The organism is Streptomyces sp. NPDC031340, assembly GCF_055569945.1.
Genome location: NZ_JBVIIE010000046.1, coordinates 22,334 through 38,223, shown reverse-complemented (window position 1 = coordinate 38,223; position 15,890 = coordinate 22,334). Strand labels below are relative to the sequence as shown.

Annotated in this window: 13 protein-coding genes; 5 read left to right on the top strand and 8 right to left on the bottom strand. The window is 72.5% G+C overall.

Annotation, left to right across the window (positions count from 1 at the left end; translation table 11 throughout):
* Positions 1–25: 25 nt before the first annotated feature.
* The 7 genes from ACZ5GT_RS29770 to ACZ5GT_RS29740 all read right to left on the bottom strand — a co-directional run bounded on the left by ACZ5GT_RS29770 (position 26) and on the right by ACZ5GT_RS29740 (position 6,420).
* A complete protein-coding gene (locus ACZ5GT_RS29770; RefSeq protein WP_469032176.1) occupies positions 26–706 on the bottom strand; it encodes a response regulator in 681 nt (226 codons plus the stop codon).
* Positions 703–2,424: a sensor histidine kinase gene (locus tag ACZ5GT_RS29765; protein ID WP_469032172.1), complete on the bottom strand. Its 1,722-nt coding sequence runs from the start codon at positions 2,422–2,424 to the stop codon at positions 703–705. Before ACZ5GT_RS29765 ends, ACZ5GT_RS29770 begins: the two co-directional genes overlap by 4 nt.
* Positions 2,425–2,578: 154 nt before the next feature.
* Entirely contained in the window at positions 2,579–3,517 is a 939-nt protein-coding gene (locus ACZ5GT_RS29760; RefSeq protein WP_469032169.1) for a sucrase ferredoxin, read from the bottom strand.
* 52 nt (positions 3,518–3,569) lie between these two features.
* Positions 3,570–4,865 carry a citrate/2-methylcitrate synthase gene (locus ACZ5GT_RS29755; RefSeq protein ID WP_469032167.1) on the bottom strand — a complete coding sequence of 432 codons (1,296 nt, stop codon included), beginning with the start codon at positions 4,863–4,865 and terminating at the stop codon, positions 3,570–3,572.
* Between the two features lie 162 nt (positions 4,866–5,027).
* Positions 5,028–5,267 carry a hypothetical protein gene (locus tag ACZ5GT_RS29750; protein WP_469032164.1) on the bottom strand — a complete coding sequence of 80 codons (240 nt, stop codon included), beginning with the start codon at positions 5,265–5,267 and terminating at the stop codon, positions 5,028–5,030.
* A gap of 81 nt (positions 5,268–5,348) precedes the next feature.
* Positions 5,349–5,588: a hypothetical protein gene (locus ACZ5GT_RS29745; protein WP_469032160.1), complete on the bottom strand. Its 240-nt coding sequence runs from the start codon at positions 5,586–5,588 to the stop codon at positions 5,349–5,351.
* A 271-nt stretch (positions 5,589–5,859) separates the two neighbouring features.
* Entirely contained in the window at positions 5,860–6,420 is a 561-nt protein-coding gene (locus ACZ5GT_RS29740; protein ID WP_469032159.1) for a DUF6082 family protein, read from the bottom strand.
* 320 nt (positions 6,421–6,740) lie between these two features.
* Between ACZ5GT_RS29740 and ACZ5GT_RS29735 the strand changes: the two genes are divergently transcribed.
* A complete protein-coding gene (locus ACZ5GT_RS29735; RefSeq protein ID WP_469032158.1) occupies positions 6,741–7,949 on the top strand; it encodes a CobW family GTP-binding protein in 1,209 nt (402 codons plus the stop codon).
* A gap of 127 nt (positions 7,950–8,076) precedes the next feature.
* Here ACZ5GT_RS29735 and ACZ5GT_RS29730 read toward each other — a convergent pair whose 3' ends face one another.
* Positions 8,077–10,533, bottom strand: coding sequence for a DNA gyrase/topoisomerase IV subunit A (locus ACZ5GT_RS29730; RefSeq protein ID WP_469032157.1), 2,457 nt, complete (start codon positions 10,531–10,533; stop codon positions 8,077–8,079).
* Between the two features lie 330 nt (positions 10,534–10,863).
* Here ACZ5GT_RS29730 and ACZ5GT_RS29725 point away from each other — a divergent pair, with 330 nt between their 5' ends.
* The 4 genes from ACZ5GT_RS29725 (at position 10,864) to ACZ5GT_RS29710 (ending at position 15,724) form a co-directional block, all read left to right on the top strand.
* Positions 10,864–12,252 carry a M16 family metallopeptidase gene (locus tag ACZ5GT_RS29725; protein WP_469032252.1) on the top strand — a complete coding sequence of 463 codons (1,389 nt, stop codon included), beginning with the start codon at positions 10,864–10,866 and terminating at the stop codon, positions 12,250–12,252.
* Positions 12,249–13,637 carry a M16 family metallopeptidase gene (locus ACZ5GT_RS29720; protein ID WP_469032154.1) on the top strand — a complete coding sequence of 463 codons (1,389 nt, stop codon included), beginning with the start codon at positions 12,249–12,251 and terminating at the stop codon, positions 13,635–13,637. Before ACZ5GT_RS29725 ends, ACZ5GT_RS29720 begins: the two co-directional genes overlap by 4 nt.
* A 395-nt stretch (positions 13,638–14,032) precedes the next feature.
* Positions 14,033–14,797, top strand: coding sequence for a M23 family metallopeptidase (locus ACZ5GT_RS29715; protein WP_469032151.1), 765 nt, complete (start codon positions 14,033–14,035; stop codon positions 14,795–14,797).
* A 231-nt stretch (positions 14,798–15,028) separates the two neighbouring features.
* Positions 15,029–15,724, top strand: coding sequence for a GntR family transcriptional regulator (locus tag ACZ5GT_RS29710; protein WP_469032149.1), 696 nt, complete (start codon positions 15,029–15,031; stop codon positions 15,722–15,724).
* Positions 15,725–15,890: the final 166 nt, after the last annotated feature.

The window sequence follows — 15,890 nt, the reverse complement described above, 5'->3', positions numbered from 1 at the left end:
TCCCCGCCCCCACCCCGCCGTGCCCTCAGACGCGGGCCGCCCACACGTAACGGTGTTCCGGGCGGCCCGCGTCGCCGTACCTGAGGGTGAGCCGGGCCCGTCCGGTGCGCTCCAGCAGCTTCAGGTACCGCTGGGCGGTCTGCCGGCTCACCCCGGTCCGCTCGGCGATCTCCTGGGCCGACAGCGGGACCCCGGCGTTCATCAGGCAGCGGCGCACGAGGTCGGCGGTGTCGGGGGAGTGCCCTTTCGGCAGCCCGGGCTCCGAGGGGGCCGACAGCGCGCCGAAGATGCGGTCGACGTCGGCCTGATCGGCCTCGCCGCCGCCGTCGAGCGTGCGGCGCAACCGCGCGTACGCCTCCAGCTTGGCGCGCAGGCCGGCGAAGGCGAACGGCTTGACCAGGTAGTGCAGCGCGCCCTGCCGCATCGCCGCCTGCACGGTCGACACGTCCCGGGCCGCCGTCACCATGATCACGTCCGCCCGGTGGCCGCGGCGGCGCATCTCCCGGACGACCGACAGACCCGTCTCGTCGGGCAGGCAGTGGTCCATCAGGACCAGGTCGAGGCCGGGCAGCGCCTCCAGCCGGCGCAGCGCCTCAGCCGCGCTGTGCGCCTCGCCGGCGACGTGGAAACCCGGGACCTTCTCCACGTAGGCGGCGTTGATCCGGGCGACCCTGACGTCGTCGTCCACGACCAGGACCTCGATCATCGCGACTCCTCCTCGACGGGGTGGTCCATCGTGACGGGGTACGGCTCCCTGAAGGGGTGGCGCTCCTCGACGGGGTGGTCCCCGGCTGCGGGCGGCGCGGGCTCGGGCTCGGCCAGCGCCTCGGGCAGCACCACGGTGAACTCGGCGCCGCCGCCCTCGGCCTCGGCCACCGTCGCGCTGCCGCCCTGACGCTCGGCGAACCTGCGCACCAGGGAGAGCCCGATGCCGCGCTCGCGGTGTGCGGGCGGCTCCTTCGTGGACCAGCCCTCGGTGAAGATCAGCTCGCGTTGTTCCGCGGGAATTCCGGGCCCGGTGTCGCGCACCCTGAGCACGGCCGTACGGCCCTCGCAGCGCAGCTCGACCTCCACGCGCGCGTGCGGCGTGCCCGCGACGGCGTCGAGCGCGTTGTCGACCAGGTTGCCGACGACGGTGACGAGCCCCCTGGGGTCGATCAGCCGGTCCGGCAGCCGCGTGACGTCCGAGATCCACAGGGCCACGCCCCGCTCGGCGGCGACGGTCGCCTTGCCGACCAGCAGCGCCGCGAGCAGGGGGTCCCGGATCTTCTCGGCGACCTGCTCGGAGGTGGCACGGTGGTCGCCGACCACCTCTCCGACGAACTCGACGGCGTCGTCGTACATCTCCAGTTCGAGCAGCCCCAGGAGGGTGTGCATGCGGTTGGCGTGCTCGTGGTCCTGGGCGCGCAGCGCGTCGATCAGACCGCGCGTGGAGTCCAGCTCCCGGCCGAGCCGTTCCAGTTCGGTGCGGTCGCGCAGGGTGGCGACGGCGCCGCCGTCGTCGGTGGGCATGCGGTTGGCGACCAGGACGCGCCGGCCGCGCACGGTGAGCAGATCGGTGCCCGTGACCCGGCCCGCCAGGATGTCGGCCGTCCGCCCCTCGCCGAGCACCTCGTCGGGAGACCTGCCCACGGCCTCGTCGCCGATGCCCAGCAGCCGGTGCGCCTCGTCGTTGAGGAGGCGCACCCTGCCCGTGCGGTCCAGCGCGACGACGCCCTCCCGGATGCCGTGCAGCATCGCCTCGCGTTCCGCGAGGAGCCCGGAGATGTCGGAGAAGGCCAGGTCACGGGTCTGCCGATGGACCCGGCGGGAGACCAGCCAGGCGGCCAGCGCACCGACGGCCAGCGCCGCTCCGGCGTAGGCGAGCAGCTCGGGTATCGCGCCGAGGAGCCGGGCACGGACGCTGTCGTACCGGATGCCGACGGAGACCGCCCCGACGACGTGGCCCGCGTCGTCGTACAGCGGCACCTTGCCGCGGGCCGTGCGGCCGAGGGTGCCGACGTCGATCGCCATGACCTCCTCGCCCGCCAGGGCCTCGCTGGGGTCGGTCGAGACGATGCCGCCGATCTGCCCGGGGTCGGTGTGGGACCAGCGCACGCCCCGCCAGTCCATCACCACGACGTACCGGGCCCCGGTGGCCTTCCGGATCCGTTCCGCCTCCCGCTGCACCGGGCCGTCCGGCGTCGGCGGCGTGGTCTGCAGGTCCCTGACGATCCGCGGTTCCTGCGCGGTGGTCTCCGCGATCGACAGCGCACGGCGCATCGCCTGGTCGTCCAGCTGCCTGCTCAGCGGAGCCAGGAACAGCCCGGTCGCGAGCACCGCCACTCCCGCGGCGATCGCCACCTGCATCAGCAGCACCTGGGAGAACATCCGCTTCGGAAGGCCGAGACGCCGGCGTGCGGAAGGAGTGGGGCTGGGACTCATGGCCACGACGGTACGGGGGCCCGCGGTGTCCGTCGTAGGGGGTGCGGGGTGGATTTCCCGGTCGAGGGCTCGATCGATCGATTCCTCGGTCAGTTCCTCGTACCCTTCCTCGATCAATGTGGACCGCGACAGGTCAACAGGTTGATCCGTGAGGTCAGCCCGCGAGCGCCGGTGTCAGTTCGCGCACCGCCAGCACGTCCATGCGCGCGGGCGAGCCCAGGACGGATGCCCCGCAGCTGTCCGGCCGGGGCGGCAGGGACTCGCCCTGGGCCACCACGACGCGCCAGTGCCGCCCGTCCGCGTGGGCGACGGTCACCTCCCAGCGCGGTGCGGAGCCGTCCGTGCCCACGACGCTCAGGGCGCCGGCCGCGTATTCGCGCGCGGCCGCGCGCACGGCCAGTTCGGCCGCCTGACCGGGCCGCTCCCACGCGGAGCTCCCGCGGCACCCCTCGACGACGATCCGCCCCTCCCGGACGCCGCGCAGGACCTCTTCCACGTCACCGGCCCGAGCGCGGCCGTAGGCATATCCGTACGGCAGCACGAGCAGCGTGGGCGAGAAGCGGTGACCACCCAGATGAGTGACCTCCCAGACACCCTCGGCCCCCGACGCGGCGAGCTCGGCGGCGAGGGGGCGGCCGAGCAGCGCGCAGCAGCGGTCGCGCTTGCCGTTGGTGCAGACCAGCGCGAGCGGGGCGCCGGTGTGCGGCCGCGCGCCGAGCACCGAGTCGAAGGTGTGGTGATCGCCCCTGCCGAGCGCGGCCAGGTCGAGGTCGAGCAGGTCCCGCGGGTCGCTGGTGGCGGCGGCGTGCAGCCACGTCCTGCCGGGGACGGTGTGCGCCGCGTACACCCGGCGGCTGACGGGGCTGCCGCAGTCGGCGTGCCGTCCGGGGCGGCGGATGAGCGCCACGCGTACGCCCGTGCCCCGCGCGGCCGCTTTCAGGGCGTGGCCCACCGCGGGATCGAGGTGGCTGGAGGTGAGCGCCTCGGCGCCCCACGGGCCGGGCTGTTCGAGCAGGAGCCAGGTCCTCGCGGTGGCCGCGGTGCCCGCGACGGGCTCGTCGAGCTCGCGGGAGGCGGAGGAACAGATACTCACACAGGTGAGCCTAACCTGACTTCATTCCCGGCGGGATCCGGCCGTGCCCGTGTCAGCGTCCCTGCCCGGGTGTGTCCTGCTCAGGCTTCGGCAGCGGCTGGGGCGGCCGCGGACCGACGTAGTGGCCGCTCGGGCGCATGCGCAGCGGACGTTCGCCGTACTCCTCCAGGGCGTGGGCGATCCAGCCCGCGGTACGGGCCACGGCGAAGATCGTCTCGCTCGCCGTGGAGGGCATGTCGCAGGACGCGGTGAGGACGGCGAGGGCCAGGTCGACGTTGGCGTGCAGCGGGGTGTGGCGGGCGGTGGTGGCCACGACGGCGCGGGCGGCGGCGAGCGCGGGCGCGGCGTGCGGGATGTCCTCCAGGAGGCCGAACAGGACCCGCGCGCGTGGGTCCTCGCCCTGGTACAGCCGGTGGCCGAGGCCCGGGATGCGGCGGCCGGCCCGCAGTTCGTCGGCGATCACGGGGGTCGCGTCGCCCCGGTCCAGCACCTCCAGCAACAGCCGGTGGGCGTGTCCGCCGGCCGCGCCGTGCAGCGGGCCTTCCAGCACGCCGAGCCCGGCGGAGACGGCGGCGTAGGCGTGGGCGCGGGCGGACGCGGCGACGCGCACCGCCAGGGTGGAGGCGGCGAGGTCGTGGTCGACGAGCAGGGCGAGCGCGGTGCCCAGGGCGCGCAGCGACGCCTCGTCGGGGTCCCGGCCGCTCAGCCGGGTCCACAGGCGGTGGGCGAGCGGGCCCTCGTCGTGGTGTCCGCGGTGTCCGCCGTGCACCGGCGGCAGCGCGGCGACGAGCGTCGGGATGAGCGTGCGCGCGGTGCCGAGCACGGTCTCCTCGGAGAGGTCGAACCGCAGGGGGTCCGCGACCGCGGCGGCGATGGCGGCCACCCGCAACCGGTCGGTGGGTCCGGCGTGTTCGGGCAGCGCGTCGACGGCGCGGCGGGCGACGGCGACGGAGGCGCCGGGCGCGCGGAAGGCGATGCCGGGACGCAGCCGGCCCGTCCACAGCCACTCCGCGACCTCTTCGTAGGAGTGGCGGGTCGCCAGCCGGGTCGCGTCGACGCCCCGGAAGTAGTACCGGTCCGACTCGATGAGCGTGATCCGGGTCCGCACCGACAGCTCGCCGCCGGAGCCCGGACCCACCGCGCTCTCCCGCCGGTTGCGCCGGGCGAGGGCCGCCACCTCGCCCGCGTCGAAGCTGCTGCCCCGCCCGCCGGGCACGCGCCGGCTGCTGAGCTGCCCGCGGCTGACGTACGCGTACACGGTCTCGGGTTTCACCCCGAGCAGTTCGGCGGCTTCCTTGGTGGTCAGGCGCCGCTCGGGGTGACCGGCGGGGGCCTCTGGCTCGCGCATGGGGGTCACGGTATCCGCAGGGCGGCAGCGGATTCTGCCCCTTGATCAACTGTATTGACCGAATGATCAACCGTGCTGACCTGAGCGTCCGCCGGGTGGAAGGGTCCGGCTCCGGTGTCGGGGCCGGACCCTTGCCGTGGGCACAGCGGTGGGCTGTGGGGGTCAGTCGTGGGGGATGTCCTCTCGGGCGCGGACGAGTGTCTCGCGGCTGATGACCACGATGCGTTCGTCGTCCGCGCGAGCGGCGTCCTCGGGCAGTTGGCCCTCGAGTTCCGCGGTGGCCTCGCGGCCGATCACGGCGTAGTTGCCGTCGCTGAGTTCGAAGATGTCGGGACAGGACTGTCCCGACAGACTGCCTCGCGCGCTGGGAGGGGCGCCGATCCGGCGTACGATTGCGACCAATGTCCCGGCCTTTCATACGGTGCCGTTGAGGACCACACAACCTGACGATGTCGCGCTTTCGAGCGTTCGAGCCGGTTACGGCTACGTGTGGGGGATGTCCGCCTTCGCGTGGATGAGGGTCTCGCGGCTGACGACGACGATCCGCTCGTAGTCGGCCCGGGATGCGTCGGCGGGGAGTTCGGATTCGAGTTCTTCGGTGAGGTCCGTTCCGATGACGGCGAACCTTCCGTCGGACAGTTCGAAGATATCGGGGCAGTTGGCCCCGGTGACGCTTCCCCGCGCGGTGGGAGGGGTGCCAAGCCGACGGATGATCTGGCTCACTGGTGGGACTTCCTTAATTTCGTCGAGGCGGGATGATTCGCACCGTCGTTGCGCGGTGCGATGCGGCCCTGTGGGGCGATGGCCTCGACAACCGGGCGACACGGAGCGGCACTTGGCGGGGATCGACCCGTTCGTGGTCGCGTAGTAGTCAACCTTGTCGGTATCTGAGGAAACGCGGCGGTTTATTGGTTCGTTACCGCCCAACTGTGTGATCCGACCGGGAGCTGCGAGAGGCGCCCGCAATTGCCGGACGGGGGCGCCCCGGCCGGGCTCACTCCTGTTCCACGGGCGGTTCGCCGACCACCCACCACTCGTCAATGTCCGTCTCCTCGAGCTGGGTGAGAAGGTCGTCGACCATGCGTCCGATTTCGGCTTCGTCGGAGGTGCCGATGAGAGTGGCCCGGTGGGGGCGGGTCGCGTACCAGTACTCCCGGAAAATGGGATGTTGCAGCATTCCGCGGGCAAAGCCGAAGAACTCCTCGCGGGTGATGTTGCCCATGCGGTAGTAGCAGAGCGCATTGGTGTAGAGCGCGTTCGCGAAGAGGAACTGGCGCTGTTTCCCGGGCGGAACGTGCCCGCCGTAGGCGTCCAGCACCTCGGCCAGCTCCGGATCGTCCATGGCCTTGCTCAGCAGCTCCCAGTGCTGGCGCTGCTGCAGGGCGAGGTTGGCCTGGCGCTGGATCTGCGCGGCCTGTTCGAGGAGTTCCACTCGGGTGCGCAGTGCGTTCACCGCGGGGCGCTGGGCGACCATGGTGACGGCAGTTCCCGCGACCAGGCCGATCCCTGCCGCGGCGGCGGCCCACAGCCGCGCTCCCACGCTTCCTCTGGCCATGTCTACCCCCGATTCAGGCGGCCGTCCGCCGGTCGTCGGGATGCGGGTCGGCTGACGGGGACCGGCGAGCGGTGGGCGGCGCTTGCCGTCTCCCAGAGTGCCGAGCGGCTCTGATCGGCGGGGAGGCGGAGAGGAGGCGCACGGAGGGAAGCGAGGGTCGCACACTCCGGCGCCTTGCCCAACGTCTGCCCCGCAAGTGCCGTTAGGAATCGTTCACTCAGCAACAGTTCCGCCGACTCGTATCCTGGTCCGGCATTCCATCCCCGGGTGTGCGCCGAAGCGCGCTCCGGTGCACGCGTCGGCGTCAGAGAGGTCGCAGAGTGAGTCAGCCGAGCCGCAGTCCCCGGCAGAGTCCCCGGCAGATCCCGGTCGTCGTGCTCGCCGGATTCCTCGGCTCGGGGAAGACCACGCTGCTCAACCACCTCCTGCACCGCAGCGGCGGCAGCCGTATCGGGGCCCTCGTCAACGACTTCGGCTCGATCGAGATCGACGCCATGGCCGTCGCCGGCGCGCTCGGCGACTCCACCGTCTCCCTCGGCAACGGCTGCCTGTGCTGCGCGGTCGACCCCGGCGAGCTCGACGCGTACCTGGAACGACTCGCCGCGCCCTCGGCCGGTATCGACGTCATCGTGATCGAGGCCAGCGGCCTCGCCGAGCCCCAGGAACTCGTCCGCATGGTGCTCGGCAGCGAACTGCCGCAGATCGTGTACGGCGGTCTCGTCGAGGTCGTCGACGCCGCCGAGTTCGACTCCACCCGCGCGGCACACCCGGAGATCGACCGGCATCTCGCCCTCGCCGACCTCGTCGTCGTCAACAAGCTCGACCGGGCGCCGGACGGCGAGCGCGTCCTCGCCCTGGTGCACTCGCTCGTCGACCGGGCCGCCGTCGTCCCCGCCACCTACGGCCGCGTCGACCCGGAGTTCCTCTTCGACTGCCGGCCCGGCGAGGAACGCGTCGGCCAGCTGTCCTTCGACGACCTGCACGACGACCACGGCGATCCCGCCGCCGACGGTGCCGACCGTGACGACCACACCGGCCACCCGCACACCGCCTACGACAGCCTGTCCTTCGCGTCCGACGTCCCCCTGGACCCCCGCCGGCTGATGGCGTTCCTCGACAGCCGGCCCGACGGGCTGTACCGGATCAAGGGCTACGTCGACTTCGGGGCGTCCGACGTCAGGAACCGGTATGCCGTGCACGCCGTGGGCCGCTTCCTGCGCTTCCACCCGGAGCCCTGGGCCGCCGGCGAGCCGCGGCTGACCCAGCTGGTGCTCATCGGCTCCGGCATCGACGCCTCCGCCCTGGGCAAGGAACTCGAGGCGTGCCGGAGCGATGCCCCGCACACCGCCGACGAGCACGGCATGTGGGGCGTCCTGCGCTACGTCCAGGATCCTGAGGGGGACGTCCAAGACCCCGACGAGGACGTCCAAGACCCTGACGAGGACCTTCAGGACCTCCAGGCCGTCCAGGACCTCCAGGACCTCCAGGACGTTCAGGATCCCGACGACGATCTCGCCGAGCCGGCGTAGGGCGGACCGTTCCGGGGGCGGGCCGGCTTCTCGCCGGATCGCGGGCGGTGTCACCGAGGGGGTCAGCCTCGCCGAGGCGGGCGGCCGTCATCGGAGCGACGGCCGCCCGGGTGTGCCGGACCGCTGCCTATACCGGTCCCGCCACCACCGCCACCGTCTTCGGCAGCGACACGCCCGAGCCGTCGCGGCGCGGGTCGACGTCCGGCAGCTCGGCCGGGGTGCCGTTCTTCTGCGCGGCCTTGGCCGGCACGGGACCCGCCCAGGCCAGGGACAGGCAGTCCTCGCCCTTCAGGAACCGCTGGCAGCGCACACCGCCCGTGGCGCGGCCCTTGCGCGGGTACTGGTCGAACGGGGTCAGCTTGGCCGTCGTCTGGACGGAGTCGTCGAGCGTGCCGCGCGATCCCGCCACCGTGAACACGGCCGCGTCCGCCGCCGGGTCCACCGCCGTGAAGGAGATGACCTTCGCGCCCTCCGTCAGCTTGATGCCCGCCACGCCGCCGGCCGGCCGGCCCTGCGGACGCACCTGCGAGGCCTGGAAGCGCAGCAGCTGCGCGTCGTCGGTGATGAAGACCAGGTCCTCCTCGCCGGTGCGCAGCTCGACCGCGCCGACGATCCGGTCGCCGTCCTTGAGCGTGATGACCTCCAGCTCGTCCTTGTTGCCCGGATAGTCCGGCACCACGCGCTTGACGACGCCCTGCTCCGTGCCGAGCGCAAGACCGGGGGAGGACTCGTCGAGCGTGGTCAGGCACACCACCGTCTCGTCGCCCTCCAGGGAGACGAACTCCGCCAGCGGCGCCCCTCCGGAGAGGTTCGGCGCCGACGCCGTCTCCGGCAGCTGCGGCAGGTCGACGACGTTGACGCGCAGCAGACGGCCCGCGGAGGTCACCGCGCCGATCTCGCCGCGCGCCGTCGCCGGGACCGCCGAGACGATCACGTCGTGCTTGGCCCGTCGGGCGTCGGCGTCCTGCTCGAAGGGCTCGCCGTTCGCCGTGCGGGCCAGCAGGCCGGTCGAGGAGAGCAGGACCCGGCACGGGTCGTCGGCGACCTGCAGCGGCACGGTGGCAGCCGTGCTGCCCGCGGACTCCAGCAGGACCGTACGCCGCTCGGTGCCGAACTTCTTCGCCACCTGCGCCAGTTCGGAGGAGACCAGCTTGCGCAGCTCCGCGTCCGACTCCAGGATCCGGGTCAGCTCCGCGATCTCCGCGTTCAGCCGGTCCTTCTCGGCCTCCAGCTCGATGCGGTCGAACTTGGTCAGGCGGCGCAGCGGGGTGTCCAGGATGTACTGCGTCTGGATGTCCGACAGGGAGAAGCGCTCCATCAGGCGCTCCTTCGCCTGCGCGCTGTTCTCGCTGGAGCGGATCAGACGGATGACCTCGTCGATGTCGACGAGCGCCGTCAGCAGGCCCTCCACCAGGTGCAGGCGGTCGCGTCGCTTGGTGCGCCGGAACTCGCTGCGGCGCCGCACGACCTCGAAGCGGTGGTCGAGGTAGACCTCCAGCAGCTCCTTCAGGCCCAGCGTCAGCGGCTGCCCGTCCACCAGCGCCACGTTGTTGATGCCGAAGGACTCCTCCATCGGCGTCAGCTTGTACAGCTGCTCCAGAACGGCCTCCGGCACGAAGCCGTTCTTGATCTCGATGACCAGGCGCAGCCCGTGCTCACGGTCGGTGAGGTCCTTGACGTCGGCGATGCCCTGGATCTTCTTCGAGCCGACCAGGTCCTTGATCTTGGCGATCACCTTCTCCGGGCCGACCGTGAACGGCAGCTCGGTGACGACCAGGCCCTTGCGGCGCGCGGTGACGGTCTCGACGGACACCGTCGCCCGGATCTTGAACGTGCCGCGGCCCGTCTCGTAGGCGTCCCGGATGCCGGAGAGGCCGACGATGCGCCCGCCGGTGGGCAGGTCGGGGCCGGGGACGTGCTTCATCAGGGTGTCCAGATCCGCGTTCGGATAGCGGATCAGGTGGCGGGCGGCCGCGACGACCTCGGAGAGGTTGTGCGGCGGCATGTTCGTCGCCATGCCGACCGCGATCCCCGAGGAGCCGTTGACCAGCAGGTTCGGGAAGGCGGCCGGGAGCGCGACCGGTTCCTGCTCCTGGCCGTCGTAGTTGGGCGCGAAGTCGACGGTGTCCTCGTCGATCGACTCGGTCATCAGACTGGTCGCCGCGGCCTGACGGCACTCCGTGTACCGCATCGCGGCCGGCGGGTCGTCGTTGCCCAGCGAGCCGAAGTTGCCATGGCCGTCGACCAGCGGCACACGCATGGAGAAGGGCTGCGCCATGCGCACCAGCGCGTCGTAGATCGACGCGTCGCCGTGCGGGTGCAGCTTGCCCATGACCTCGCCCACCACGCGGGCGCACTTCACGTAGCCGCGGTCGGGGCGCAGGCCCATCTCGTTCATCTGGTAGACGATGCGGCGGTGTACCGGCTTCAGGCCGTCCCGGGCGTCCGGCAGGGCCCGGGAGTAGATGACCGAGTACGCGTACTCGAGGAAGGAGCCCTGCATCTCGTCGACAACGTCGATGTCGAGGATCCGCTCCTCGAACGCGTCGTCGGGCGGCGGGGTCTTCGTGCTGCGGCGGGCCATCGCTGCCGGCTCCTCCTGGTATCTGTCGCTCGCTTGCGGGGCTGCGCGTAGCCGCCCCTGCGGCTCAATCGTGCTGGAGCGTTTGACGGGATCTGACGCGGACCATTGTGGACCGCGGGACTGACAGCGTGCGCCGGGACCCGGTGCAGGCGGTCCGGCCGGCACCCCGTGCCGCGCCGACGCGGCTGCCCGCAGGCTAACCCGATCCGCTGTGGGCGTACGCCGTCCGGGAACTTCGCCCGGGCTCCGCCCGCTTGCATACAGTGGCAGGACCGGCAGGAAAACCGCGATGCAGGCACCGCATCCGCGATCGAAGGGACGTACATGCCCATGGGTCACACGGCCACAGACCAGGCAGGCTCCGGGGGCCTGACAGCGACCGAGCACCGCCTGGCCAACGGGCTGCGCGTGGTGCTCTCCGAGGACCACCTGACCCCGGTCGCGGCGGTGTGCCTCTGGTACGACGTCGGCTCGCGCCACGAGGTCAAGGGCCGTACCGGGCTGGCTCACCTCTTCGAGCACCTGATGTTCCAGGGCTCGGCGCAGGTGCAGGGCAACGGCCACTTCGAGCTGGTGCAGGGCGCCGGCGGCTCGCTCAACGGCACCACGAGCTTCGAGCGCACCAACTACTTCGAGACGATGCCCGCCCACCAGCTGGAGCTCGCCCTCTGGCTGGAGGCCGACCGCATGGGCTCCCTGCTCGCCGCCCTGGACGAGGAGTCCATGGAGAACCAGCGGGACGTCGTCAAGAACGAGCGCCGCCAGCGCTACGACAACGTGCCCTACGGCACCGCCTTCGAGAAGCTGACCGCCATGGCCTACCCGGACGGCCACCCCTACCACCACACCCCGATCGGCTCGATGGCCGACCTGGACGCGGCGACCCTGGAGGACGCGCGCGCGTTCTTCCGCACCTACTACGCGCCGAACAACGCCGTCCTGTCGGTCGTCGGCGACATCGACCCCGAGCAGACGCTCGCCTGGGTCGAGAAGTACTTCGGGTCTATCCCGGCGCACGACGGCAAGCCCGCGCCCCGCGACGGCACGCTGCCCGACGTCATCGGCGAGCAGCTGCGCGAGGTCGTCGAGGAGGAGGTCCCGGCCCGCGCCCTGATGGCGGCCTACCGGCTGCCGCACGACGGCACGCGCGAGTGCGACGCCGCCGACCTGGCGCTCACCGTCCTCGGCGGCGGCGAGTCCTCCCGCCTGTACAACCGTCTCGTCCGCCGCGACCGCACCGCCGTCGCGGCCGGCTTCGGCCTGCTGCGGCTCGCCGGCGCGCCCTCCCTGGGCTGGCTCGACGTGAAGACCTCCGGCGACGTCGAGGTGCCGGTCATCGAGTCCGCCATCGACGAGGAGCTCGCCCGGTTCGCCGAGGACGGCCCCACGGCCGAGGAAATGGAGCGCGCCCAGGCCCAGTTGGAGCGCGAGTGGCTGGACCGGCTCGGCACGGTCGCGGGCCGCGCCGACGAACTGTGCCGGTACGCCGTCCTGTTCGGCGACCCGCAGCTCGCCCTGACCGCCGTGCGGCGCGTGCTCGACGTGACGGCCGAGGAGGTGCGGGAGGCCGCCAGGGCGCGGCTGCGCCCCGACAACCGGGCGGTGCTCGTCTACGAGCCCCTCGCCGCCGAGGTCGCGGAGGCCGCGGACCCGCCCGAGGACCCGGAGGCCGAGGCCACCGTGGAAGGCACCGACGTCAACGAGGAGGCGGCCAAGTGACCGAGCTCGCCACGATGGAGTTCCACCCCCGGCCCAGCGCGGGCGAGGCCAGGCCCTGGGCGTTCCCGGCCCCCGAGCGCGGCACGCTCGGCAACGGGCTGACGGTCCTGCACTGCCACCGCCCCGGCCAGCAGGTCGTCGCCGTGGAGGTGCTCCTGGACGCCCCCCTGGACGCCGAGCCGGCCGGCTTCGACGGCGTCGCCACGATCATGGCCCGCGCCTTCTCCGAGGGCACCGACAAGCACTCCGCCGAGGAGTTCGCCGCCGAGCTGGAGCGCTGCGGCGCCACCCTCGACTCGCACGCCGACCACCCCGGCGTCCGCCTGAGCCTGGAGGTGCCGGTCTCCCGCCTGGCCAAGGCGCTCGGCCTGGTCGCCGACGCCCTCCGGGCGCCCGCCTTCGCCGACAGCGAGGTCGAGCGGCTGGTGCGCAACCGCCTCGACGAGATCCCGCACGAGCTGGCCAGCCCCGCCCGGCGCGCCGCCAAGGAACTGTCGAAGGAACTCTTCGCGGCGGACTCGCGGATGTCGCGCCCGCGCCAGGGCACCGAGGACACCGTCGCCGCCATCGACTCCGCGGCCGTACGCGCCTTCTACGAGAAGCACGTCCGCCCCGCGACCGCCACCGCCGTGGTCGTCGGCGACCTCACCGGCATCGACCTCGACGCGCTGCTCGGCGACACGCTCGGCTCCTGGACCGGCCCGGCGGCCGAGCCGCGCCCCGTGCCGCCGGTGACCGCCGACGACACCGGCCGCGTCGTCATCGTCGACCGCCCCGGCGCCGTCCAGACCCAGCTGCTCATCGGCCGGGTCGGACCCGACCGGCACGACCGCGTGTGGCCCGCGCAGGTGCTCGGCACGTACTGCCTGGGCGGCACCCTCACCTCGCGCCTGGACCGCGTGCTGCGGGAGGAGAAGGGCTACACCTACGGCGTGCGGGCCTTCGCCCAGGTGCTGCGGTCCGCGCCGGACGGTTCGGGCGCCGGGATGCTCGCCATCAGCGGCTCCGTGGACACCCCGAACACCGGCCCCGCCCTGCACGACCTGTGGACCGTGCTGCGCACCCTGGCGGCGGAGGGCCTGACCGACGCCGAGCGCGACGTCGCCGTGCAGAACCTCGTCGGCGTGGCGCCGCTGAAGTACGAGACCGCGGCCGCCGTGGCGAGCACGCTGGCCGACCAGGTCGAGCAGCACCTGCCGGACGACTTCCAGGCGACGCTGTACCGGCAGCTCGCCGAGACCGGCACCGTGGAGGCCACGGCGGCGGCCGTGAGCGCGTTCCCGGTGGACCGTCTGGTGACCGTCCTCGTCGGTGACGCCTCCCAGATCAAGGAGCCCGTCGAGGCCCTCGGCATCGGCGAAGTGACCGTCGTGGCGGCCGAGTAGCGGCACGCGCGTGGGGCCCCGGTGACCGACGGGTCACCGGGGCCCCCTTGTGCCCGAATTGAGGCAGAGGTTGCCTGTCTGCCCTGTGGCATGCGCTACAAAAGCCGTCTTCCGTTTGGGGATGGACAGGCGGCCCGTTTAGCGTCTTCCGGGCTGTTCGTCAGGCAGTGCGCCGCACCCGCGGCACCGGACAGCCATCGCCGAGTCCCCGTACGGCGCGAGCCAGGGGAGCCGGGGACCCACGTCCCTGGGGTGAATCGGACGCCCGCGCCCACGGCGAGGGGGTCCGTAGGAGACCTTCCTGCTCCGAACCCTCCCCCAGAGCCTCAACGGCCTGGGGGGACCCCCACCGCTAACCCGGTAGGCGAGAGGGAAGGAAAGGACCAGCCACCAACATGGCGTTCACCTGCGCCACCGGGAAGCACCGCCGTCCCAGCCGCATCAAGAGGACCACCGCACGCGCGGCGGGCGTGGCGACTCTCGCCACCACCGGTGTCGTCGGCGCTCTGGCCGCCCCGGCGCTCGCCGCCGACAACACGGTCGAGCGGACCGGTCTGCTCCCCGTCGTCAGCCTCGGCGACGCGGTCGCCGAGAAGATCGACGCCCAGGCCGAGGCCCAGCAGCAGGCCGTCGAGGACGCCGCGATCGAGAGGGCCGCCGAGCAGGCCGCGCGCGAGAAGGCCGCCGCGCTGGCCGCGAAGGAGCGAGAGACCAAGGCGCGCGCCGCCCGTGAGGCCGAGCGCAAGCGCCTCAACGCGTTCACGGCGCCGATCGCGCACTCGTACGTCTCCACCGCCTACCGCGCCGGCAGCTCCCTGTGGTCCTCCGGCAGCCACACCGGCATCGACTTCCACGCCGCGAGCGGCACGTCGGTGCACTCGGTCGGTGCCGGCACCGTCGTCGAGGCCGGCTGGGGCGGGGCGTACGGCAACCAGGTCGTGATCAGGATGGCCGATGGCATGTACACCCAGTACGGCCACCTGTCGTCCATCGGCGTCTCGGTGGGCCAGACGGTGACCCCGGGACAGCAGATCGGCCTGTCCGGCGCCACCGGCAACGTCACCGGACCGCACCTGCACTTCGAGGCCCGGACCAGCCCCGAGTACGGCTCGGACGTCGACCCCCTCGCCTACCTGCGCAGGCACGGCGTGAACCTCTGAGGACGGAAGCCTCCGAGGACGGATCACCGGTCCGCCGCAACTCCGCTCCGACCCGAGCCCCGGCCCACCGGCCGGGGCTTTCGGCGTTCCGTCTCCCCGGCCGCCCGGCCCGTTGACCAAAAAGTATCCCTGGATTCCGGTCCGCCGTCGGAAATTCCGGCCCATTGCATTAGAGTCACTGAACACACGTCAATCGTCGACGTTTCACGGGGATTAATGCGGAGGTCGGTCATGCGCATTCCCGCGCACTCGGTGTGCACGGCCATCCGGGACGACATTGTCGCGGGTGTCTACGAGCGCGGCGGCCGGCTCACCGAGGAAGTCCTCGCCCGCCGCTACGGCGTCTCCCGCGTCCCCGTCCGCGAGGCCCTGCGCACGCTGGAGGCGGAGGGCTTCGTGGTGACCCGGCGGCACGCGGGCGCGTGCGTGGCGGAGCCGACCGAGCGGGAGGCCGCCGACCTGCTGGAGATGCGCGTGCTGCTGGAGCCGCTCGGCGCCTCGCGGGCCGCCCAGCGGCGCACCGAGGCCCACCTGAAGGTGCTGCGCGGCCTGGTCAGGCTGGGTCAGGAGCGCGCCAGGAGGGGCAACAGCGAGGATCTGCGCTCGCTGGGGGGCTGGTTCCACGAGACGCTCGCCCAGGCCTCCGGCAGCCCCGCGCTGACCTCGGTGCTGACCCAGCTGCGCCAGAAGATTTCCTGGATGTACGCGGTGGAGACGCCGGCCGACCCGATGGAGTCCTGGGCGGAGCACGGCGCGATCGTCGACGCGGTGGCGCGCGGCGACGGCGAGCGCGCGCGGGCGGTCACGGCGCTGCACACCGAGCGCTCCACCGCCGCGCACCGGCTGCGCTTCGGCGCCGGGGCGGACCGCGCCGACCGTGTGAGGAACTCGCAACATCCCGTAAACATGTCTGGGCTGCGGCATTAACATGCGCGCCGTATACAAAGAACAGATATTCAGCCGGGCTCTATTTCTGCTGCCCTTTTCCACGCGCGCCGTGAATTCTCACCCGCGCGCCTTCCGCATGCCCGCGTGACGAATACGCCGCCCGATCCGATGCCGGTCCGTTCCGGCCCGCGGCCGCCCGTGAACG